At 73.8% G+C, this 21,995-nt stretch carries 22 protein-coding genes and 1 riboswitch; of the genes, 8 read left to right on the top strand and 14 right to left on the bottom strand.

Annotated elements, in window-relative coordinates; translation table 11 throughout:
• Positions 1–26: 26 nt before the first annotated feature.
• Positions 27–515, bottom strand: a complete 489-nt coding sequence (locus V6N00_RS14670; RefSeq protein ID WP_334233403.1) for an SRPBCC family protein — start codon at positions 513–515, stop codon at positions 27–29.
• Complete coding sequence (locus tag V6N00_RS14665) at positions 512–892, bottom strand: ArsR/SmtB family transcription factor (RefSeq protein WP_334233402.1); 381 nt, start codon at positions 890–892, stop codon at positions 512–514. The genes V6N00_RS14670 and V6N00_RS14665 overlap by 4 nt, the downstream gene beginning before the upstream one ends.
• Before the next feature lie 105 nt (positions 893–997).
• On the opposite strand from V6N00_RS14665, the gene V6N00_RS14660 reads away from it, so the two are divergent.
• On the top strand, positions 998–2,446 hold the full coding sequence (locus V6N00_RS14660; protein WP_334233401.1) for an MDR family MFS transporter: 1,449 nt from the start codon (positions 998–1,000) through the stop codon (positions 2,444–2,446).
• Here V6N00_RS14660 and V6N00_RS14655 read toward each other — a convergent pair.
• The 5 genes from V6N00_RS14655 to V6N00_RS14635 form a co-directional block, all read right to left on the bottom strand.
• A complete protein-coding gene (locus V6N00_RS14655) occupies positions 2,364–4,052 on the bottom strand; it encodes a S53 family peptidase (protein ID WP_334233399.1) in 1,689 nt (562 codons plus the stop codon). The two genes, V6N00_RS14660 and V6N00_RS14655, sit on opposite strands and share 83 nt — an antisense overlap.
• A gap of 99 nt (positions 4,053–4,151) precedes the next feature.
• Positions 4,152–5,861 carry a hypothetical protein gene (locus V6N00_RS14650; RefSeq protein WP_334233397.1) on the bottom strand — a complete coding sequence of 570 codons (1,710 nt, stop codon included), beginning with the start codon at positions 5,859–5,861 and terminating at the stop codon, positions 4,152–4,154.
• Between the two features lie 4 nt (positions 5,862–5,865).
• Positions 5,866–8,214 (bottom strand): transglycosylase domain-containing protein, encoded by a 2,349-nt coding sequence (locus V6N00_RS14645; protein ID WP_334233395.1) that lies wholly within the window; start codon positions 8,212–8,214, stop codon positions 5,866–5,868.
• A 131-nt stretch (positions 8,215–8,345) separates the two neighbouring features.
• Positions 8,346–8,549 (bottom strand): cold-shock protein, encoded by a 204-nt coding sequence (locus V6N00_RS14640; protein ID WP_334233392.1) that lies wholly within the window; start codon positions 8,547–8,549, stop codon positions 8,346–8,348.
• A gap of 89 nt (positions 8,550–8,638) precedes the next feature.
• Positions 8,639–9,751: a fatty acid desaturase family protein gene (locus tag V6N00_RS14635; RefSeq protein ID WP_334233430.1), complete on the bottom strand. Its 1,113-nt coding sequence runs from the start codon at positions 9,749–9,751 to the stop codon at positions 8,639–8,641.
• 210 nt (positions 9,752–9,961) lie between these two features.
• Here V6N00_RS14635 and V6N00_RS14630 point away from each other — a divergent pair, with 210 nt between their 5' ends.
• Positions 9,962–10,363, top strand: a complete 402-nt coding sequence (locus tag V6N00_RS14630; RefSeq protein WP_334233390.1) for a ChaB family protein — start codon at positions 9,962–9,964, stop codon at positions 10,361–10,363.
• 41 nt (positions 10,364–10,404) lie between these two features.
• Complete coding sequence (locus tag V6N00_RS14625; protein WP_334233389.1) at positions 10,405–11,577, top strand: M20 family metallopeptidase; 1,173 nt, start codon at positions 10,405–10,407, stop codon at positions 11,575–11,577.
• Between the two features lie 26 nt (positions 11,578–11,603).
• Here the strand turns inward: V6N00_RS14625 and thiE are convergent, their stop codons facing one another.
• Entirely contained in the window at positions 11,604–12,296 is a 693-nt protein-coding gene (thiE, locus tag V6N00_RS14620) for a thiamine phosphate synthase (RefSeq protein ID WP_334233386.1), read from the bottom strand.
• Between the two features lie 14 nt (positions 12,297–12,310).
• A riboswitch (TPP riboswitch) is annotated at positions 12,311–12,436 on the top strand.
• Here thiE and thiO point away from each other — a divergent pair.
• The 4 genes from thiO to moeB all read left to right on the top strand — a co-directional run bounded on the left by thiO (position 12,425) and on the right by moeB (position 15,884).
• The gene (thiO, locus tag V6N00_RS14615; RefSeq protein ID WP_334233384.1) at positions 12,425–13,612 is read left to right on the top strand and encodes a glycine oxidase ThiO; all 1,188 of its coding nucleotides are present in this window, start codon (positions 12,425–12,427) and stop codon (positions 13,610–13,612) included. Its footprint overlaps the riboswitch before it by 12 nt.
• 34 nt (positions 13,613–13,646) lie before the next feature.
• A complete protein-coding gene (thiS, locus tag V6N00_RS14610) occupies positions 13,647–13,913 on the top strand; it encodes a sulfur carrier protein ThiS (protein ID WP_334233382.1) in 267 nt (88 codons plus the stop codon).
• A 76-nt stretch (positions 13,914–13,989) separates the two neighbouring features.
• Positions 13,990–14,712 carry a thiazole synthase gene (locus V6N00_RS14605; protein ID WP_334233429.1) on the top strand — a complete coding sequence of 241 codons (723 nt, stop codon included), beginning with the start codon at positions 13,990–13,992 and terminating at the stop codon, positions 14,710–14,712.
• The gene (gene moeB / locus V6N00_RS14600) at positions 14,709–15,884 is read left to right on the top strand and encodes a molybdopterin-synthase adenylyltransferase MoeB (protein WP_334233380.1); all 1,176 of its coding nucleotides are present in this window, start codon (positions 14,709–14,711) and stop codon (positions 15,882–15,884) included. Before V6N00_RS14605 ends, moeB begins: the two co-directional genes overlap by 4 nt.
• 25 nt (positions 15,885–15,909) lie before the next feature.
• On the opposite strand, the gene V6N00_RS14595 is transcribed toward moeB, so the two are convergent.
• Complete coding sequence (locus V6N00_RS14595) at positions 15,910–16,398, bottom strand: GNAT family N-acetyltransferase (protein ID WP_334233378.1); 489 nt, start codon at positions 16,396–16,398, stop codon at positions 15,910–15,912.
• 119 nt (positions 16,399–16,517) lie between these two features.
• On the opposite strand from V6N00_RS14595, the gene V6N00_RS14590 reads away from it, so the two are divergent.
• A complete protein-coding gene (locus V6N00_RS14590; protein WP_334233376.1) occupies positions 16,518–17,327 on the top strand; it encodes an SDR family NAD(P)-dependent oxidoreductase in 810 nt (269 codons plus the stop codon).
• Between the two features lie 25 nt (positions 17,328–17,352).
• Here the strand turns inward: V6N00_RS14590 and nagA are convergent, their stop codons facing one another.
• The 5 genes from nagA to V6N00_RS14565 all read right to left on the bottom strand — a co-directional run bounded on the left by nagA (position 17,353) and on the right by V6N00_RS14565 (position 21,946).
• A complete protein-coding gene (gene nagA / locus V6N00_RS14585) occupies positions 17,353–18,501 on the bottom strand; it encodes an N-acetylglucosamine-6-phosphate deacetylase (RefSeq protein WP_334233374.1) in 1,149 nt (382 codons plus the stop codon).
• Positions 18,498–19,280 carry a glucosamine-6-phosphate deaminase gene (nagB, locus tag V6N00_RS14580; protein WP_334233373.1) on the bottom strand — a complete coding sequence of 261 codons (783 nt, stop codon included), beginning with the start codon at positions 19,278–19,280 and terminating at the stop codon, positions 18,498–18,500. The genes nagA and nagB overlap by 4 nt, the downstream gene beginning before the upstream one ends.
• A gap of 67 nt (positions 19,281–19,347) precedes the next feature.
• Positions 19,348–20,052 (bottom strand): N-acetylmannosamine-6-phosphate 2-epimerase, encoded by a 705-nt coding sequence (locus V6N00_RS14575; RefSeq protein ID WP_334233371.1) that lies wholly within the window; start codon positions 20,050–20,052, stop codon positions 19,348–19,350.
• A complete protein-coding gene (locus V6N00_RS14570; RefSeq protein WP_334233369.1) occupies positions 20,049–21,020 on the bottom strand; it encodes an ROK family protein in 972 nt (323 codons plus the stop codon). The genes V6N00_RS14575 and V6N00_RS14570 overlap by 4 nt, the downstream gene beginning before the upstream one ends.
• The gene (locus tag V6N00_RS14565; RefSeq protein WP_334233368.1) at positions 21,017–21,946 is read right to left on the bottom strand and encodes a dihydrodipicolinate synthase family protein; all 930 of its coding nucleotides are present in this window, start codon (positions 21,944–21,946) and stop codon (positions 21,017–21,019) included. Before V6N00_RS14565 ends, V6N00_RS14570 begins: the two co-directional genes overlap by 4 nt.
• Positions 21,947–21,995 lie beyond the last annotated feature (49 nt).

Below are 21,995 nucleotides of genomic sequence, written 5' to 3'. Positions count from 1 at the left end.
CGACCGGGCGGACCGAGCCGACGACCTCAGGCGGCGACGAGCAGGCCGTCCATCTGGCCCACGGCCTCCCGCAGCCCCTCGTCCATGCCCATCGCGATCAGCTGGTCCATCTGCGCGCGATCGGCGAAGTGCGTGGTCAGGGTCATCCGGGTGCCGCCGTCGCGCTCGGTGAGCCGCACGTCGGTGTCGCTCGTCGGCAGCTCGTCGTTCGGGCGGCCGTTCTCGTCGGCGAACCCGTCGGTGAAGGCCAGGGAGGACGGGGCGTCCACGGAGCCGACCGTCCAGTAGCCGTGGAATCTCTCGCCGTCCGGGCCGGTCATGAAGTAGGTGACCGTGCCGCCCGGGGTGAGGTCGTGCTGCTCGAACGTGGCCGGGTACGTCGGCGGTCCCCACCACCGCTCGAGCTGCCGCGGGTCCGCCCACAGCTGCCACACCCGGTCGGTGGGCGCGGCGAAGTCGGCGATCAGGGTCAGGGTGAGGTTGTCGAGGTCCTTGTCGACGCTGGTGACGCTCATCGGTCCTGTCCTTCCGGTGGTGCGGGTGGGGTGGTCGGTGACGGGTCGGGGTCGGCGAGCAGGCCGGCCATCCGGCCGACCCGGTCGCGCCAGGTGGCGGCGAGATCGTCGAGCGCCCGGTGAGCGCGGGCGACGGCGTCGGGATCGGATCGCACGAGCTGCTCCCGTCCCCGGCGTTCCTTGGCGATCAGGCCGGCGCGTTCGAGCACGGCGACGTGCTTCTGCACCGCGGCGAAGCTCATCGGGTAGAGCTGCGCCAGTTGCGACACCGACAGCTCGCCCCGGCTGGAGCGGCGGACGATGTCGCGGCGGGTCGCGTCGGCCAGCGCGTGGAAGATGCGGTCCACCGCGGCGTCGGCGGCGTCAACTACAACCATGTGGTTGTACGTTAGGTGTGCGCGTCGATGACGTCAAGAGGGCGGAGCGATCTCGCCGGTCGATCCGCGCTTGTCCCCGGCGCCGCGGCGGAGAAGGCTGGGACGATGACGCAGACCACCGGGCGGGACAGCACCACGGCCGACCGACGTCTCGATCCGGAGGTCCTCAAGGTCGCTGCCGCGCTCATCGTCGGGTTGATCGCCGTCATCTTCGACACGACCATCGTCGCCGTCGCCCTGCAGACCCTGTCCCGGGAGCTGCACACGACCGTCGACACCATCCAGTGGGTCACCACCGCCTACCTGCTCGCGCTCGGTGCGTCCATCCCGCTCGTCGCGTGGGCGCAGGCCCGGCTCGGCGGCAAACGCCTCTGGCTGATCGCCCTGACGGTGTTCCTCGCCGGCTCCGTGCTGTGCACCCTCGCCTGGGACGCGCCCAGCCTCATCGGGTTCCGCGTCGTGCAGGGCATCGGCGGGGGACTGATGACGCCGCTCATGCAGACGCTCGTGATGCAGGCCGCCGGCGGGAAGAACCTCGGACGGGTGATGGGCATCGTCATGCTGCCCGCGGTGCTGGGGCCGATCCTCGGGCCGGTGGTCGGCGGCCTCGTCCTGCACTGGCTGGACTGGCGGTGGCTGTTCCTGGTCAACGTGCCGGTGTGCGCGATCGGGTTCGCGCTCGCCGTGTGGCTGCTGCCCGCGGATCGGCCCTCGGGCCGCGCTCGGCTGGACGTCACCGGCCTGCTGCTGATGTGCCCGGCGATGGTGGGGCTGCTGCTCGGCCTCTCCGACGTCAGCAAGCCCGGTGGCGTCGAACGGCCCGACGTGTGGGGCCCGGTCCTGGCCGGTGCCGTCCTGCTCGCCCTGTTCGTGCGGCACGCCCGGCGCACCGGCGACCGGGCGCTCGTCCGGGTCGGGCTGCTCAAGCGCCGCTCGGTGGCGGCCGCGGCCGTCCTGCTGTTTCTCTCCGGCGCCGCCCTGTTCGGGGCGATGCTCCTGCTGCCCCTCTACTGGCAGCAGGTGTGGGGACAGGACGTGCTCGGAGCCGGCCTGCTGCTCGCCCCGCAGGGCGTCGGCATCCTCGTCAGCCGGCCGCTCGCCGGGCGGCTGACCGACACGGTGGGACCCCGGCGGGTGGCCCTCGTCGGGTTCGTCGTCGTCGGCGTGGCGACGGCCGTGTACGCGGTGGCCGGGCCACAGACGCCGTGGTGGGTGCTGCTGACGGCGCTCGTGGTGCGCGGTGCCGGCTTCGGGGCACTGATGGTGCCCATCACCACGGTCGCCTACATCGGCCTCGAACGGGACCTCGTTCCGCACGCGAGCATCCTCACCCGCATCTGCCAGCAGGTCGGCGGCTCGTTCGGCACTGCCGTGCTCGCCGTCGTCCTCACGGCCGGCACCGCCTCCGCCGGGCACGACCGCGCCCGGCTGGCCGCCGGGTTCGACGACGCGTTCTGGTGGGCGGTGGCGTTCACCGTCCTGGCGACGGCGGTGTGCTTCCTGATCCCGGGGCGCCCGAGCCCGTCCCGGCAGAACCCGTCCCGGCAGTCGTGAGGGCGTCCGCGAGTGCCTGACCGTCGGGGGTGCCGAGGCCGGTGCACGGATCCCAGCCGGGGCCGGCGGAGAAACTGCCGTTGTTGCCGCTGGTGATGTCGTGGAACGTGGCCGCGACCGACGCCTGGTAGAGCCGGGGCTGGAGCAGGCCGAGCGGGGCCCCGCCGCGCTGCTGCAGCCGGGCGACGAGCGCCGCCCACAGCGGCGCGACGGCGCTGGTACCACCGATGACGATGTCCTGCCCGTCCACGCGCACCCGGTACCCGGTCTGCGGGTCGGCGACGGCACTGACGTCCGGCACACCACGGCCGGAGCCGTTGCCCGACGCGTTGGTGCCCGCGCCGCCGGTATTGCCGCCGCCCTTGCCGCTGATCGCGGAGCGCTGCCAGTCCGGCACGGGGAAGGCGTCGCTGAAGCCGCCGCCGGTGGCCGAGTTGGTGCCGTCGTTCCAGACGGTCTCGGCGGTGATGGACCCGTTCGACGCGTCCGCCTCGAGCCGGGTTCCGCCGCAGGCGAGGGCGTGGGGGCTGGAGGCGGGGAAGTCGGCATGGTCCCGGCCGTCGGTGGCCGCGTCGGCGCTGCCGTTGTCCCCGGCCGCCGCCGTGACGGTGACCCCGAGGGCGGTCGCATCGGCGAGGGCGCCGTCGAAGGCGGTGCGGGCCTGGGCCGTCCAGTCGTCCTCGTTCTGGCCCCAGCTGATGCTGATGGCCGCCGGCGCCGAGCTGGCGTGCGCCGCGGTGGTGAGCGCGTCGAGGAAGCCGGCATCGGTGTTCGGGGCGAAGTAGACGAGGATCCGCGCCCCGGGAGCGAGGCCGCCGACCACCTCGATGTCGAGCAGCACCTCGCCGTCGGGGCCGTTGGGTGAGTTCTCCGGCGCGTTGGTGGCCCCGTCGACGGAGACGGCCTGCACGGTCGGGGTGGCGATCCCGAGGCCGCGGAAGTAGGTGTCGAGGTCGGCCTGCTGGTAGCCGCCGCCGAGTTCGAGGATGGCGACGTCGGTGCCGGTGCCGTCGGCGCCCTGGGGGAAACGGTAGATGCGGCCGAGGTCGACCGGTGTATAGGCGGTGCCGGCGGCCGCCGCCGGGGCCACCGTCTGGGAGTGGGTGCGGGCCTGCGGGCGGTTGTCCAGCCCGAGCACCGCGGTGACGACGCCGTCGAGCTCGGCCGGGACGGTCAGACCGCCGGTGCGGTGCCGGTGTTGCACGGCCCGTCCGTCCGGGGCGGTGCTGCTGACCGCGTCGAGGTCCGTGCCGAAGACGGCGCTGAGGGTACCCACGGTGCCGCCGACGCGCAGTCGGCGGGACGCGGCGTCCGCGTCGATGACCGTCAGGCCGGCGTCGGTGAACACCCGGGTGGCCAGGTCGAGGTCCTCCGGTGCGGCGCCGTGCTGGGCGGCCAGCTCCTCGCGGGTGAACACCCGTCCGGCGGCGATGTCGGCGTCGGGCAGGGGAGCACGCCGGCGCAGGACGACGGTGACCTCGGCTCGCTCCTGCGGGTCGACGGGCCGTCCGGCCGTGACGCCGGGGGCGGCGGGGCGCTCGGAGCCCGGCAGGGGCACGCCGCGCGCCGGGGTGGGGGTCGGGCGGGATTCGTCGGCAGAGGACACGGTCAGCTCCGATCGTCGGGTCCTCCTATCGTTGCCCTCCTGACGTGGGGAGGCAACGGTGACCGTCAGCGGAACCAGAGAGTCAGCGCCGGCGGAGACTCAGCGGGCGGACGCCGGGCGCGGGTCGGCCGGGGGCGTCGGCGGGGTCGGTACCGACGGCGGGTCCTGGTCGAGGATGGCCGGCCGGTCCGCGGGGCAGCCCTCCCGCGCCTTCGGTGCCGTCAGCACCGTCGTGATCACCCGCGCACCGGACCCGTCCAGGTAGACGGCGCCCTTCGTGCTGCCCGACGTCGTGTCCGACTTCTTCTTCGGCGGGGCCGCCTTCTTCGTGGGCGAGGGCGAGGGCGAGGGCGACGGGGACGGCTTCGCGGAGGGTGACGGGGAGGGCTTCGCCGACGGGGACGGGGACGGCTTCTCGGAGGGGGACGGTGAGGGCTTGTCCGACGGCGAGGGGGACGGCGACGGCTCGGGGGCCTCGCACCGGGCCACGGCCGTGTCGTAGTCGTCCTGGGCCTGCGACTGGCGCGCCAGGAAGTCGTCACGGGCGGCCACCGCGGACTGGTAGGCGGCGTAGTCAGCGCGGTACTGCGCCCACTGGCCGTCGATCACGGCCCATGCGGCGTTGACGGTGTCGACCTTGTCCCGGTACGCGAGGTACCCGGGGACGGCCTTCTCGTAGGCGGCGTAGTCCTTCCAGTACTGGCTGACCTGCGTCTGCCAGGCCCGGGCGTCGCCCTGCAGCTGGCTGCGTCCGGTGTCCTCGGCGCGGGCTCGGGCGGAGGAGATCGAGGCGGCATCCGTCGCGGGAGCCTTCATGCCGGTGAACGCCCAGCCGCAGCCCGGGCCGGTGGAGTCCGCCGCGGGCACCCGCACGTCCTTGGACGTGGGCGGGGAGGCGGACGGCGCGTCCGGCAGCACGGGCTCGTTGACGGGGGCGGGCATCGGTGGCCACACCGGGTAGTCGCGCGGTCCGGCCGGGGCCGCCGAGCGGTCGATGAGGCTCGGCGCGGGCAGCGTCGTGCTGCCGGTGCTCGAGGCCGGCGTCGACGGGTCGGGGATCCGCACCGTGCTCGTGACCGTGTACGGCAGGTACCCGGGTCGGTAGGGGGAGCGCGTGGCGTCCGCGGTCGTCGAGTCCTGGGCCGCGCAGACGGGCCCCAGCCGCGGCTCGAGGACGCCGTCCAGCTCGCGGGCGTACCGCGCGAGGTCCTGGGACGGCGTGCCGGAGAGGAAGACGAGCACGTCACCGCGCCGCCACGAGAGCACGGCGCTGTCGACGCCGCCGCGGGAGGCCGTGGCCAGGCGGGGGCTCTCGCCGGGCCCGGTGTCGCCCAGTTCCTGCTGATCGGCGCCGCCGGCGCAGCTGCCGGCCGCGGCGGCCAGGGTGTCCTGCACCTTGGCGCCCTGACCGGCGGTGAATGCCTGCGCGGTGACGATGACGGAGGCGTTGTCGACGGTGTACGCGGCACTGACCGAGGTGGCCGGGGAGGTACCGTCGGCCGGGCACGAGTACGGTGCCGGGGCGCCCGCACCGTGGCCGACGCCCCCGCTGCGGCTCCATCCGGACGGCGGGGAGGAGAGGGTCGCGGTGAGCACCTGGTCGGCCGGGGTCTGGGTCCAGGCGGCGGTGCGCGCCGTCGGGGCGGCGGTGGGTACGGCGGCGGCCGCGGGCGCCGCCGACGGCGGGGTGACGAGCAGGCCGAGCACGCCGACGAGGGCGGAACCGACGACGCCGATGATGACGAGCACGGCGGTCGCGACGAGGACGGTGCGGCGCGGGTCGTTGCGCACTCGCTGAGAGATCAGCACGGGGTCACTGTTCCTTGTCCGGGGGCCGGATGCTCGTGTCGCTGCCGGCCGAGAGGGTCAACCGGACCTCCTGGCGGTGGCCGGTCACGGCACCCGCGGCCGGGGTCTGCCCGACGACGACGCCGGGGCCGATGGGCGCCTGCGCCGGCGCCGGCCGCTTCTCGATGACGGGTTCGAGGTCGTTCGCCCGCAGCTGGGTCATCGCGGCCTCGACGGAGAGGCCACGCACGTCGGGCACGTAACGGGAGGTCGAGGAGGACGTCGCGGCGTCGTTCGCCTTCGGCATCGGCACCGCCTTGACGCCCTTGAGCAGGCCCGTCATCGTCTCCTTCCACACCGGTGCCGCGACCTCGGCGCCCGTCAGGTCGTAGAAGGTGCGGCCGTAGGCGTCGAGCTGCGTCAGGGGGTAGCTGGCGCCGCCGCGCGGGTCGCCGAGCCACACGGCGGTCGAGGCCTGCGGGGTGACGCCGACGACCCAGTTGGCCTGGTAGTCGTTCGTCGTGCCGGTCTTGGCGCCGGCCTCGCGGCCGGGCAGTCCACCGGTCGGTCCGATCGTGCCGCCGGGCGTGAAGGTCTGCTTGAGGGCGTCACCGACGGTGTTCGCGACGGCCGGGGCGATGGCCTGGTGGCAGTCGGCGTCCGGTGCCGGCAGCTTCGCGCCGGTGTCCGACCGGGTCACCGAGACGATCGTGTGGGTGCGGCACTCGGTACCGCCGGAGACGAACGTCGCGTACGCGTTGGCCATCTGCAACGGCGAGATCTCGTAGGCGCCGAGCGTCAGGTAGGCCTCGTTGCCGGTCAGCGCGCGCGGCCCGGTGCGGGGGATCGAGGTGATGCCGAGCCGGGCGGCCATGTCCGCGACGGGGAGCACGCCCGTCTTCTCGATCAGCTGGATGAAGTAGGTGTTGGAGGAGACCTTGATGGCTCCCCGCGCGTCGATCACGCCGAAGTCCTGCAGCCCGTAGTTGGAGTACCCGCCCTCCGGTGCGGCCAGGGACGCGGGCGTGTAGTAGGCGGAGGCGTGGAACTTCGTGGTCGCGGGGATGCCCTGCTCCAGCGCCGTGGCCAGCGTGATCGGCTTCATCGTCGACCCGGGCTGGAAGGTGCTGGTGGCGTAGGTGATCTCGGTCTTGCCGGGGCCGCTGCCCCAGCCGCGGTTCTGCGCGACCGCGGTGACCTTGCCGGTACCGGGGGTCACGACGGCGAGGCCGAGCGCTCCCCGGTTGGTGTCCTTCAGGGCCCGGTGCACGGCGGTGTTCGCCGACGTCATCGCCTTGCGGTCCAGCGCCGTGGTGATCGTCATGCCGCCGCGCGTGAGCCGGTCCTGCCGTTCCTCGGCCGTCGCCCCGAAGGACGGGTCGGTGAGGATCTCCTGCCGCACGAGCGAGCAGTAGAACGGGTACTCCGAGCGGCCGCAGCCGTTGGTCAGCGAGCCGCGGTGGATCGCCAGCGGCGCCGCGTCGGCGGTCGCGAGCTGGCCGGCGTCGAGCCGTCCGACGGCGTGCATCCGGCCGAGCACGACGTTGCGGCGGGCCTGGGAGGCGTCCGGGTGCGTGAACGGGTTGTAGACCGTGGGACCGCGCAGCAGCCCGACGAGCGTCGCCGCCTGCGGGACGGTGAGGTTCTTCGCGCTCGTGCTGAAGTAGGTGCGGGCGGCCGCCTCGACCCCGTACGCGCCGTTGCCGAAGTAGACGGTGTTCGCGTAGCGGGTGAGGATCTCGTCCTTCGAGAGCTGCTTCTCGAGGTTGACCGCGTACTTGATCTCGCGGATCTTGTCGTTGGGGGTGTCGCCCTGCGCTACCCGCTGCTCCGTCTCGTCCCGCGCGGAGTTGATGAGGATGTTCTGCACCAGCTGCTGGGTGATGGTGGAGGCGCCCTGGCGGGACGTGGAGCCGCTGTTGTGGAGGGCGGCGCGCACGATGCCCATGGGGTCAGCCCCGTGGTGTTCGTAGAACCGGGCGTCCTCGGTGGCGATGAGCGCGTTGACGAAGTTCGCGGAGATGTCCTCACGCTTCACGTCGATGCGGTTCTCGCTGTAGAACCGGGCGAACTCGTTGCCGTCCTTGTCCAACAGCACGGTGTGCTGCGGCAGCGACTTCTCCAGGGGGAGCTGGGAGGGCAGGGAGTCCCAGTACCCGGCGACGTCGTCGCCCGTGACCGCGGCCGCGACACCGAGGGGCGCGGTCAGCGCGCCCACGCCGAGGCCGATCGCGAGGGCGGCGCCGAGGTAGCCCCGGAGGCGCTTCCGCCGACGTTCGGCTGGGGCCTCGACCAGTGCCGCCTCGACGGCGGTCAGGTCCAGACCCGGAGAATCCGTGTCGCGCCTGGCGGCGCGGAAGTGCTTCTTCTTCATGAGACGGTTCCCATTTTCGCACGGGCCGGCGGCGGGGACGACACGGCAGGACCGGCGGCGTCACCCGGGCCCGGAACCCGACGAGCCGCCCCCGGGAGACCGGGGGCGGCTCGGATGGAGCGATGGGGTGCTCAGAGCGGGCGGATGTTCTCGGCCTGCATGCCCTTCGCGCCCTGCGTGGTCTCGAACTCGACCTTCTGGTTCTCCTCGAGGTTGCGGTAGCCGTTGCCGGAGATCGCGCTGAAGTGCGCGAACACGTCGGCAGAGCCATCATCGGGAGCGATGAAGCCGAAGCCCTTTTCGGAGTTGAACCACTTGACGGTGCCAGTTGCCATGATGCTGTTTTCCTTTTTTCTTCATTGCTGGCCACCATGTCGGTGACCTGCCCCCTCCGGAGGAGAGGACATCTTTCGGTGTTCGGTGCTCAGGACCGCCGCAGCTGGGCGATCACCGGGCATTCGAACGGATCCCGCGCCGCCAGCCCCACCCGGTTCAGGTAGGAGATGACGATGCCGTAGGACCGGAACAGGGAGGTCTCCGTGTAGGGGACCTGGTGGGCCTGACAGTACTCGCGGACGATGCCTCGCGCCCGTGCCAGGTGGGGACGGGGCATGTTGGGGAACAGGTGATGTTCGACCTGGTGGTTGAGCCCGCCCATCAGCGTCGATGCCCACCAGCCGCCCGCGATGTTGCGGGAGGTGCGGACCTGCTTGCTGAAGAAGTCCAGCTTCACGTCCCGGGGCACGACGGGCATGCCCTTGTGGTTGGGGGCGAAGGAGGCCCCCATGTAGACGCCGAACACGGCCATCTGCACGCCGAGGAACGCGAACGCCATGCCGACGGGCAGGAGCGCGAACAGCAGCCCCAGATACACCGCGAAGCGGGCGACGATGGACCCGATCTCGATCCAGCGACCCTTCACCTCGCCCGGCGAGGCGAGGGCGGCGAAGGAACGGTAGTGGAGGTTGAACCCCTCCAGCGTCAGGAGCGGGAAGAAGAAGTATCCCTGGCGACGGGTAAGTCGCGCCAGCAGACCCCGGCGCTTCGCCGCGTCCTCGGGGAGGAACGAGATGGTGTCCACCTCGATGTCCGGGTCCTTGCCGACCTTGTTGGGATTGGCGTGGTGACGCGTGTGCTTGTTCATCCACCACGCGTAGCTCATACCGACGCCCACCGTGGCGAGGATCCGGCCGAGCCGATCGTTCGCGGGCCCCGAGCCGAGGATCTGGCGGTGGGAGGCCTCGTGGGCGACGAAGGCGATCTGCGTGAAGATGATCCCCAGTCCGGCCGCGATGAGCAGCTGGAACCAGCTCTCTCCGAGCAGGACCGACCCGGTGATCGCGGCGACGAGGGCCAGGCCCAGCACGATGGCGACCGTGAGATAGAACCCGTGGGCTCGCCGCAGGAGATTCTGCGAACGCACGATCTCGGAGACCGCGGTGAAGTGGTTGGGGAGCTTAGACGATTGCTCGGTGGTGCGGGACGTCGGGGACGTGGCACCCTTCCGCCGTTCAGCGGGAAGTGTTCCAGAGGAGATAGGGGTTCCGCTCGTTCTGCTGATCTTCAGGCCCGGAAGGAAACGCGGCCACCCGCCGATCTGCGGTGGTGCGACATGTCGTATCCACATCGCTGCTCATGACACTACCGGGCCGGAGCCGGAAAAGACAGCGCTGTGGCATATCTTGCACCGGGCGCCTGCCACGGACAGGATGGCGTGACCAGGACCTGGTCGCATCAGGAGGATGCCGTGCCCGCTCGTGAGGAGATGCCCTCGACCGTCGCCCGCTCATCGCAGCACGCGCAGGAGGTGTGGGCGGCCGCGCACGACTCCGCGGTCGAGTCGTACGGCGAGGGGGAACGGGCGCACCGGACGGCGTTCGCCGCGCTCAAGCACCAGTATGAGAAGGTCGGGGACCGGTGGGAGAAGAAGGCCGAGTCCGGGCCCTCGGACGAGAAGGCTGCGGGCACCGTCGGCTCGCCCGGGCAGACCGCCGGCGGGGTCGACGCGAACGCGACCAAGGCGCACCTGATGGACGTGGCGAAGCGTCTCGACGTCTCCGGCCGCTCGTCGATGACGAAGGACGAACTCGTCGCGGCCATCCAGAAGGCCAACGACCGGGCCACCGCGAAGGCGCGGGAGAAGGACTGAGAGTCGACGACGGGCCGGGAGCCGGGGAACGGCGTGAGGCGATGAGCGACCTCGTGGCCGCCGCGCGGGACGCGCAGCAGGACATCCTCGTCGACGTCATCGACCTCGTCGGAGTCGAGAGCCACAGCTACGACCGGGCGGCCCTGGACGCGTGCCGGCGGCACGTGCAGACGCTCGCCGTCCGGCTGCTCGGGCCCCCGGACGGTGAGGACGTGCTCGACGGCGGCGAACGCGGGGACACGGTGCTGCTGACCTGGCGTGGCACCGGCGCCGGACGGGTGCTGGTCGTCGGGCACTACGACACCGTGTGGCCCACCGGCACGCTCGCGGACTGGCCGGTGCGCGCGGACGTGCGCGACGGCGTCGAGGTGCTGACCGGTCCCGGGATCTTCGACATGAAGACCGGCCTCGTGCAGAGCCTGTGGGCACTGAAGCTGCTGCGGGACCAGGGCGACGGCGTGGTGGTGCCGACGGTGACGTTCCTCCTCAACGGCGACGAGGAGGTCGGCTCCCTGAGCTCGCGCCCGCACATCGAGGCGGCGGCCCGGCAGGTCGACGCCGCGCTCGTGTTCGAGCCGACGCTCGACGGCGCGGTCAAGACCGGGCGCAAGGGCATCGGCTTGTTCGAGTTCCACGTCACCGGCGTCGAGGCCCACGCGGGGCTGGACCCGACGGCGGGCGCCAGCGCGATCCACGCCCTCGCCGAGGCCATCACCGCGGCGACGAAGGTCGCCGACCTCGACGCCGGCACCTCCGTCAACGTCGGCCTGATCAGCGGGGGCACCGGCACCAACGTCGCCGCGGGCCGGGCGTGGGCGCGCATCGACATCCGCGTCAGCGACGAGGCGGAGAAGGCCCGGGTGGACGCCGCCTTCGACGCCATCACGCCGTCCGACCCACGCGTGCAGCTGCGCGTCGACCACCGGTGGAACCGACCGATGATGGCGCTCGACACCACGATGCGGCCGCTGCTGGACGTCGTCGTCGCGGCCGGTCACGACGTCGGGCTCGACCTGGACCACGTGAGCGTGGGCGGCGGCTCGGACGCGAACTTCATCGCCGGGATCGGGGTGCCGGTGATCTGCGGGCTCGGCGCCGTGGGCGCCGGTCCGCACTCGCGGGACGAGTACATCGTGCCCGGCCGGATCGCCGACTACACCGCGCTCGGCGCCCGCGTGCTGCAACGCCTCGCGGACGGGCTGCCGACGTCCTGACGCGCAACGGGTGGCGGGTCAGCGGGTCACAGCGGCGGGAGCTGCTCGATCAGGCGCCGCGCCGCATCCTCGGGGTCGGACGCCTCGGTGATCGCGCGCACGACGACCACCCGGCGCGCGCCCGCGGCCACGACCCCGCCGATCGTGCGGTGATCGATGCCGCCGATCGCGAACCACGGGGTGGGGACGCCGTCGTTCTGCTCCGTCGCCTCGGCCGCCCGGCGGACCAGGTCCAGGCCGACGGCGGCGCGGCCCGGTTTCGTCGGGGTGGCCCACACCGGGCCGACGCAGAAGTAGTCGACGTCCGGGTTCCGCCGGGCGGAGGTCAGCTGGTTCGGGTCGTGCGTGGACAGCCCGATGCGGCACCCGGCCGGCAGCAGGGTGCGCGCCTGGGCCGGCGTGAGGTCCCGCTGGCCCAGGTGCAGGACGTCGGCTCCGGCGAGGCGGGCGATGTCGGCGCGGTCGTTGACGGCGAACGCCCGGCCGGCCCGCTCGGCCTCCTCGCGGACCACGGCGAGCGCCTCGAGCTCGCCGGCGCCCTCGATGTCCTTGTCCCGCAGCTGGACGACGTCGACGCCTCCGGCGTAGGCGGCCCGGACGAGGTCGCGCAGGTCGCCCTGTTCGCGGCGGGCGTCGACGCACAGGTACAGGCGGGCCGTGGCGAGGGACGGAGCGGGACGGTCGCTGCCGGCGGTCGTCGGTGTCGAGGTGGCGGACATGGTGACTACAGTAGGGGCCAGATCACGGGAGCCACGACGCGAGCCACGCTCGCCTGACGGGTGGCTGAGAGGGTGTCCGACACCGACCGTCCGAACCTGATGCGGGCCATGCCGCCGAAGGGAGAGCCATGTCAGGCGACCAGTCACACGCGACGTCCCGGGAACACCCGGACGAGCACCCGTCCGTCCTCGTGCTCGGCGCGGGCGTCGTCGGCCTCGGCATCGCCTTCACCCTCGCGCGCGCGGGCCACCCGGTCACGGTGGTCGACCCCGCACCGGCGTCCGGAGCGACGCACGCGGCGGCCGGGATGATCGCGCCGGTCGCCGAGCTCGCCCACCAGGAGGAGGCGCTGCTGCCGCTGACGCTCGACTCCGCCCGCCGGTACCACGCCTTCGCCGACGACGTCGCCGCGGTCGGCGGGCGCGACACCGGGTACGCCACGACGCCCACGCTCGTGTGCGGCGTCGACGGCGCCGACCGCGACGCGCTGGCCGCCCTGCACCGCCTGCAGCTGCGGCTCGGCCTGGAGGCCGAACAGCTGACCACGCGCGAGGCCCGGCGGCGCGAGCCGCTGCTCGGCCCGCAGCTCTCGGCGGCGTACCTGCTGCCCCGCGATCACCAGGTCGACCCCCGGCTGCTGAGCCGGGCGCTGCTCGCCGCCCTGACCGCCCTCGGCATCCGCGTCGTCGAGCAGCGGGCGGAGGCCCTGCTGACCGCACCCGAGCCGTCCGGCGTCCGCGTCATCGGGGCGCGCCTCGCGGACGGCTCGACGCTCGAGGCCGCCGAGACGGTCGTCGCGACGGGCGTGGCCGCCGCCGACCTGCCCGTCCCGCTGCCGCTGCGCCCCGTGCACGGGGACATCCTGCGCCTGCAGCCGCCGGCCGGCTTCCCCGCACTGACGCACACGGTCCGCGCGATCGTCCGGGGCATGCCCGTGTACGTGGTGCCCCGGCCCGACGGCACGCTCGTGCTCGGGGCCACCTCACGGGAGGACGGCGGGGCGGGACTGCAGGCCGGTGGAGTGCACGCCCTGCTGCGCGACGGCATCACCCTGCTGCCGGCCCTGGCCGAGGCCACGATCGTCGACGCCGTCGCCCGCGCCCGGCCGGGCACCCCCGACAACGCGCCCCTGCTCGGCCGGCTCCGGAACGCCGACGGCGCACCGACCGCCGGGCTGGTGCTGGCCACCGGCTTCTTCCGGCACGGCGTGCTGCTCGCCCCGGCCGCCGGCGCCGCCGTCCTCGGCCTGCTCGCGGGAGAGCCGCTGCCCGTCGCCGAGCCCTTCAGCCCCGACCGCTTCGCCCTGACATCCTGACCACCGCACCTGACACGCCTCTCCAGGAGATCCCATGAGCCCCGGCCCGACGGCCACCCCCGCCGTCACCGCCATCACCGTCAACGGCGAGCCGACGCCGCACCGGTCCCAGACCTGCCGCGACATCGTCGCCGAGCGCACCGGCCGGGAGGTGTCCGCCTCCGGCACCGCGCTGGACGGCCGGGCGCTCGGGATCGCCGTCGCCGTGGAAGGCGCCGTCGTGCCCCGCAGCACCTGGGCGACGGTCGTGCCCGCGGCAGGCGCGCGCGTCGAGATCCTCACGGCGGTGCAGGGTGGCTGAGCTGGCGACCCAGCCCACCACGAGCACCGACACGCCGCTGGTCATCGACGGCGTGACGCTCACGTCCCGTCTCATCATGGGCACCGGGGGCGCCCCGAGCCTGCACGGGCTGGACGCCGCCCTGCGCGCCTCCGGCACCGAGCTGACCACCGTCGCGATGCGCCGCCACACGGTCGGCCGGGGCGCCGGCCTGTTCGACCTGCTCGCCGGCATGGGCATGCGCGTGCTGCCCAACACCGCCGGCTGCATGACCGCCGCGGAGGCCGTTCTCACCGCGGAACTGGCGCGGGAGGCGCTCGAGACGAACTGGGTCAAGCTCGAGGTCATCAGCGACGAGACGACGCTGCTGCCCGACGTCGTCGAGACGCTCGAGGCGACCGAGCGGCTGGTCGCGAGCGGCTTCCGGGTGTTCGCCTACACGAACGACGACCCGGTCACCGCGAAGCGGCTCGAGGACCTCGGCGTGGCCGCGGTGATGCCGCTCGGGGCCCCCATCGGCACGGGCCTCGGCATCCTCAACCCGCACAACATCGAACTGATCGTCTCCCGCGCGGCCGTCCCCGTGGTACTGGACGCCGGCATCGGCACGGCCTCGGACGCCACGCTCGCCATGGAACTGGGCTGCGACGCCGTCCTGCTCGCCACCGCCGTGACCCGCGCCGAGGACCCGGTGCGCATGGCCACCGCGATGCGCCTCGCCGTCGAGTCCGGGCGGTTGGCCGCCGGCGCCGGCCGGATCCCGCGCCGGCGTCACGGCGCGCTCGCGTCCTCGCCGGTGGACGGGCGGGCGGACCTGTGAGCGTCCCGGCGGGCGCGACGCCGCTGCCGCCCCTCGTCGAGCCGGGCGAGCCCCTGACGCGGGAGGAGACCGCCCGGTACTCCCGTCAGGTCATCCTGCCCGGCATCGGGCTCGACGGGCAGCGGCGGTTGAAGAACGCGCGCGTCCTCGTCGTCGGCGCCGGGGGACTCGGCTCACCCGTCGTGCTCTACCTCGCCGCCGCCGGGGTCGGCACGATCGGCGTGATCGACGATGACGTCGTCGACGTCTCCAACCTCCAGCGGCAGGTCATCCACCGGGTGGACGACGTCGGCCGGCTCAAGGTCGACTCCGCCGCCGAGGCGATCGCCGCCCTGAATCCCCTCGTGACCGTCGTCCGGCACGCCGAGCGGCTCACCGCGGCCACCGCGCTGAACCTGCTGGGCCGGTACGACCTGGTGATCGACGGCACCGACAACTTCGCCACCCGCTACCTCGTCAGCGATGCCGCGGAACTGACCGGCCGGCCCGTCGTGTGGGGCTCGATCCTGCGGTTCGACGGCCAGGTCAGCGTCTTCTGGGGCGCGCACGGGCCCACCTACCGGGACCTCTTTCCCGACCCGCCCGAGCCCGGCTCGGTGCCCGACTGCGCGACGGCCGGGGTGTTCGGCGTGCTCTGTGCGGCGATCGGCTCGATGATGGCGACCGAGGCGATCAAGCTCATCACCGGCACCGGCCTCACGCTGCTCGGCCGCATCCTCGTGTTCGACGCGCTGACCGCGACGTGGCGGGAGCTGAAGGTCGCTCCCGATCCGTCCCGTCCCGCCGTCACCGGGCTCCAGGACGCGCAGGCGGACGCGTGCGCGGCTCCGGACGAGGCGGAGGTTCCCACCATCAGCGCCAGTGAGCTGGCCGCCCTGCTCGCCGAGCGCGACGCCGGGCGGGCGGACGTCGACGTCATCGACGTCCGGGAGGCACCGGAGGCCGCGATCGTCGCGATCGACGGCGCCCGGCTCGTGCCGATGGACGACGTGCTGTCCGGCCGGGTCCCCGTGGACCCGCACCGCCCGGTCGTGCTGCACTGCAAGGCCGGTACCCGGTCCGCCGTCGTCGGCCGCCACCTGATCGCCGCCGGTCACCCGGACGTGCGCCACCTCGACGGCGGGATCCTCGCCTGGGTGCGCGACGTCGAGCCGGACAAGCCGGTGTACTGAGGCTTTTCCCAACGGCCGCGGCGCGTCAGCGGATCATCCGGACCTCGGTCACGGGGTGGCCGGCTAGAGGGTGCTCACCCACGGTGCCGTCGCGTGCGAACCCGTGGCGACGGTAGAACGCCTGGGCGCGAGGGTTGGGGTCCGCCACCCACAGCGAGGCCGGACCCGCACCCAGGGCCGCGTCCAGCAGGGCGGCCCCGACGCCGGTGCCGTGGTGTTCGGCAAGGACGTAGAGGCTCACCAGTTCCCGTTCCCGCGGCGGGTTCTCTCCGTGCGGGGCGCCGACGGCAGCGAAACCCACGACGCGCCCGGCGACCAGGGCGACCAGGACGGTGTTCTCCGGCTCGCCCATCACCCGCCGCCACATCGCCGCGCGCGGCACCGGGTCGAGGTCGTCCAGCGCGCCCGGCGGCACCAGAGGCGCGTAGGTCTGCTGCCAGGACCGCACGTGCACGGCCGCGATGCCGTCGGCGTCCTGAACGGTCGCGGCGCGGATGACCGGATCGGTGCTCATGACCGCCATCCTGCCGGACCGGGCCGTGCCGGTACACCGGGCGACAAGCTCGGGCCAGGGAACACCGCGCTGCGGCGAACGGTTGCCCGGGGACACGACCGACAACCCGGGAGGCACCCATGAACATCGACCTGACCGGCCGGACGGCGCTCGTCACCGGCTCCACCCAGGGCATCGGCTGGGCGATCGCGCGCGGCCTGGCCGCCGCCGGCGCCACCGTCGCGATCAACGGCCGCAGCGAGGGCTCCGTGGACCGGGCCATCGCCGAGCTGACCACGTCCCTGCAGCAGGAGGGCACCGACGCGCCGGATCTGATCGGCGTCGCCGCGGACCTGGCCGACGAGGCCGAGGCCGCCGCCCTGGTGGACAAGCTGCCCGACGTCGACATCCTGGTCAACAACCTCGGCATCTTCGAGGCCGTCCCCGCCCTGGACATCACCGACGACGCGTGGCGGCGGTACTTCGAGGTCAACGTCCTCAGCGCCGTCCGGCTGATCCGCGCCTACCTGCCCGGCATGACCGCGCGCGGCTGGGGCCGGGTGCAGAACATCGCGAGCGACTCCGCCGTCGTCACGCCCGCGGAGATGATCCACTACGGGACGACCAAGACGGCGCTGCTGGCCGTCTCGCGCGGCTTCGCCAAGGAGGCCGCCGGCACGGGCGTGACCGTCAACTCCGTGATCGCCGGCCCGACCCACACCGGCGGCGTCGAGCCCTTCGTGCGCTCCCTGGTCGGTGACGAACTGCCGTGGGACGAGGCGCAGCGGACGTTCATGCGGGAGTACCGGCCGCAGTCGCTGCTGCAGCGGCTCATCGAGCCGGAGGAGATCGCCAACCTCGTGGTCTACCTGGCGTCCCCGTACGCGTCCGCGACGACGGGCGGCGCGGTGCGGGTGGACGGCGGCTACGTGGACGCGATCCTGCCGTGACGGGCGCGGCGTCGACGGGCGCTGGTCAGACCCAAGCTCCGGCGCGCATCACGCGCGTGACGGTGAGCTCGTCGTCGAGCACCACGAGGTCCGCCCGTGCACCCGACGCGAGCCGGCCGAGGTCGGACCGGCCGAGCACGTCCGCCGGCGTCGTCGACGCCGCGGCCAGCGCGGCCTCCAGCGGCAGTCCCGCCTCCCGGACGGCGAAGCGGACGGCCCGGTCCAGGGTCAGGGTGCTGCCGGCGATCGTGTCGGTCCCGGCGACCCGGGCGACCCCGCCGCTCACCTCGACGTCGAGCGGGCCCAGCCGGTAGGGGCCGTCGGGGGCGCCCGCGGCGGCCATCGCGTCGGTCACGAGCGCGAAGCCGCCCGCCGCGGAGGTCGCCGCGTGCCGGAGCATCGCCGGGTGCAGGTGCACCCCGTCGGCGATCAGCTCCACGGTCACCTCGGGCCGCTGCAGCAGCGCCAGGATGACGCCGGGCTCGCGGTGGTGCAGGGGCCGTTCGGCGTTGAACAGGTGGGTGGCGACCCGGGCGCCGGCGTCGATCGCCGCGTGCCCCTGCTCCAGCGACGCGTCGGTGTGCCCGACGGCGGCCACGACACCCTCGGAGGCGAGCAGGGCGACGGCGTCGAGCGCGCCGTCCAGTTCCGGGGCGATCGTCACCATCCGCACGGTGCCCGGGGCCGCGGCGAGCAGGCGACGTACATCGACGGCGGTCGGGGCGGTCAACAGCCCGGCGTCGTGGGCGCCGCGGTGGGCGGGGGAGAGCCACGGCCCCTCCAGATGCACGCCGAGCAGCTCGCCGGCCTCGACGAGCGGAGCGAGCGCGCGGACCTGCGCCTCGAGACGGTCCACGCCGTCCGTGACGAGGCTCGCGAGCACCGACGTCGTGCCGTGCCTGCGGTGAGCCGCGATGGCGGCGCGGGCTGCGTCCGGCCCGTCGGTGTAGGCCGTGCCGCCGCCGCCGTGCTGGTGCAGGTCGACGAAACCAGGCGCGAGCGTCACGTCCCCCAGCTCGAGCACACCGTCCGGCGAGCTGTTTCCCGTACCCGGTGCCGGCCCGTCGCCGACCCCGGTGATCACGCCGTCCTCCACGCGCACCCAGCCGGGCGCGAGCACGCCCGCGTCAGTGACGACGCGGGCGGCGGTGAGGACGAGCGGGGTGCCGGTCACTGCTGCCAGGCGGGACGGCCGGCGCGGGTCTGGCGGTAGTACTCGGCCAGCTGCAGGCGGGAGGCGGACGCCGCGTCGAGGATGACGGTGACGGCCGGGTGCATCTGGAGGATCGTCGCCGGCCACAGCGCGGAGATGGAGCCCTCGACGAGGTGGTGCACGGCCTCGGCCTTGGCCTGCCCGACGGCGACGAGCACGATCCGCCGGGCCTCCATGATCGTGGCGATGCCCTGGGTGAGGCAGTGGGCGGGCACGGCGTCCACGTCGCTGCCGAAGAACCGGGCGTTGTCCTCGCGGGTCTGCCGGGTCAGCGTCTTGATCCGGGTGCGGGAGCCGAGCGAGGAACCGGGTTCGTTGAAGCCGATGTGCCCGTCGGCGCCGATGCCGAGGATCTGCAGGTCGACCCCGCCGGCGTCGTGGATCGCGTCCTCGTAGGCGGCGCACGCGGCGGGGATGTCCGTGGCCAGCCCGTCGGGACCCTGCACGAGGGCCGGGTCGAGGTCGGTGCGGGAGACGAGATCCCGGTCGATGACGTTGCGGTACCGCTCCGGGTGGTCCGCGGGCAGACCGACGTACTCGTCGAGCATGAAGCCGCGCACCCGCGCCAGGCTCAGGGTGCCGGCCGCCACCCGCTCGGCGAGGTCCGCGTAGATGCTCAGCGGACTGGACCCGGTGGCCAGGCCCAGGACCGCGGTGGGCGTGCGGTCCACGAGCGCGGCGATCGCGTCGGCGGCGATGCGTCCGGGATTCTCGTGCTCGGTGGTGATGATGACGTCCATGGCCTGCCTCGGGTCGGGTCGTGACTGATCGTAGTGGGTGCCGTGCGCCGGCCCGGCCGGGCGCGCATCAGAGCGCGACCGCGAACCAGCCGGTGATGGTGGTGGGGTGCGTGATGGCGGTACCGACGACGACGGCGAGGGCCCCGGCGTCGCGCGCGGCCGCGGCCTGCGCGGGCGTGTGGATGCGGCCCTCGGCGATCAGCGGGACGCCGGGCAGGCGTTCGGTGATGCGCGCGATCAGGTCGAGGTCCGGGCCGTCGGTCCGCGGCCGCTCACCGGTGTACCCGGCGAGGGTGGTGCCGATCAGGTCGGCCCCGGCCTCGGCGGCGGCCAGCGCGTCCTCGAGGCTGCCGCAGTCGGCCATCACGAGGGTGCCGTCCCCGGGTGCGCCCTCGTCGTCCGCGTGGAGAGCCGCGACGGTCGACGCCAGGGTCAGCCCGTCGGGGCGGGGTCGGCGCGTGCCGTCGATCGCGACGATCGCGGCGCCGGCGTCGCGCACGGCGCGGGCGTGCCGCAGCGTGGGGGTGATGAAGACCCCCTCGGCGCCGACCTTCCACAGCCCGATCAGCGGGACGCCGGGCAGCCGCTCGGCGATCAGCGCGATGTCGGCCAGCCCCTGCGCGCGGATGCCCGCGGCACCGCCGGCCACGGCGGCCTGCGCGATCTGCGCCATCGTCTCGGGATGGCGCATCGGCTCCCCGGGATACGCCTGGCACGAGACGATCAGGCGCCCGTCGAGGGCGTCAAGGAGGTCAGTGGTGGACGCGGTCATGCTCGGCTCCTCGAGATCGGGTGGTCGCTGTCGTCGTTGCTCAGGAAGCCCGCGGCGCCGACCAGGGCGGCGTGTGGGCCCAGGGTCGCGGGCACGACGGGGCATCCGGCCGCCGCGGGGATGGTCTCGGCGTCCACCGCCTGCCGGAGCCGGTCCCACCATCGGGGTCCCGCCGCAGCCAGGCCTCCGGTGACGATGACGACGTCGGGGTCGACGGTGTTGATCCAGCCGCCGATGGCCCGGCCGAGGGCGACGGCGGAACGGTCCAGGCAGGCGGTCGCCCAGGGGTCGCCGCCGGCGGCCAGGCGCGCGACGTCCGCGCCCGTCGTGACGTCCGTCCCGTCGGCGCCCTCGCGGTAGCGGTCCCGCAGGCCCGTCCCGGAGGCGACGGCCTCGAGGTGCCCGGCCCGGCCGCACGAGCACGGCAGCCCGGTGGCCTCGGGAGAGGGGACGTGGCCGAGATGACCGGCGACTCCGCGAGCCCCCGTGACGACGCGGCCGTCGAGCACGAGGGCGCCGCCGAGCCCGGTTCCGGCGGCGACCAGCAGGACCGCCGCCAGCCCGGCACCGGCGCCGTACCGTGCTTCCCCGAGGCCATGGGCGTGCACGTCGTTGACCACGCGCACGGGCAGCCCGGTCGCGGCGGCCAGCCGCTCGGCCACCGGCGTGCCGGCCCAGCCGCGCAGGTGGTCGGTCGCGGCCGCCACGGTGCCCGTGGCGGGGTCGATCACCCCGGCGGCCCCGACGCCGAGACCCGCGACGGAACAGCCCTCGGCCGCCGCGGCGGCCACGATCGACCGGACGAGCGCGACCATCGCGGCAAGGATCGCGTCGGGGCCGGCGGTGGCAGGCGTCGGGACGGTCGCCGCGTGGCGCACGCTCCCGTCGGCCGCGACGAGACCGGCGGAGAGCTTGGTCCCGCCGAGGTCGACCCCGATGACGGGTTCCGGGAGGGGGCGCGGGCTCATGCCCGCGGGCCCACCTCGTCGAGCACGGCCTTGACCCGCGCGACGTCGGCGTCGCTGAACCCGTCGAACGGCTCGGGCAGCCGGCGCGTGGTGATCACGCCGAGCAGTTCCAGGGCGGTCTTGAAGGCACCCACCCCCGCACCCCAGCCGCCCGTGTCCTGGGCCACGAGGCAGATCTCCATCAGCCGGGCGAGGCGGTCCTGCTCGGTGCGAGCGGCCTCCCAGTCCCCGGTCGTCGCGGCCCGGTGCAGCCGGACGTAGCCGGCGGGGTCGACGTTGCCGAGACCCGGCACCACGCCGTCGGCGCCGGCCAGGTAGGCGCCGTCGACCACGAACTCATGACCGGTGAACACGGCCAGCGGAGAACCGGCGTCCCGGTTGAGCAGCGTCAGCCGCCGGAACGCGACGTCGTCGTTGGAAGAGTCCTTGACGCCGGCGATCGCCCCCGCCGACCCGAGCTCGACGAGCATCCGCGGGTCGAGCTTGGTGTGCACGCACACGGGGATGTCATAGGCGAACACGGGGACCGCGCTGCGCTCGCCGATGATCTCGAAGTGCCGTCGCACCTGGGCGGGTGCGGTGACGGCGTAGAACGGCGCGGTGGCGACCACGGCGTCCGCCCCGGCGTCGACGGCCGCGGCGACGTGCTCGAGCACGCGCGGGGTCTGCATGTCGATCACTCCGGCGATGACCGGCACCCGGCCGTCGACGATCCGCACCGCCTCCGCGAGGATCTGCGCGCGCATCGTGTCGGTGCAGAACGCCACCTCGCTCGTCGAGCCGAGCGGGAAGACGCCGTCCACGCCGGCCGCCAGCATCCGCTCGATCAGCCGTTCGAACGAGGGCACGTCGAGCGTGCGGTCCTCGGTCAGCGGGGTGACGAGCGGCGGGACGACGCCGGAGAGACGGAGGGGAGTGCTGGTCACGGGGAGTGCTCCTTGCTGGTGGTGCGGTGGTGGTGGTGGGGGTGTCGTG

This window comes from Tersicoccus mangrovi, assembly GCF_036881825.1.
GTDB classification, from domain to species: Bacteria; Actinomycetota; Actinomycetes; order Actinomycetales; family Micrococcaceae; genus Tersicoccus; species Tersicoccus mangrovi.
This window is presented reverse-complemented; position numbering and strand designations above follow the sequence as displayed.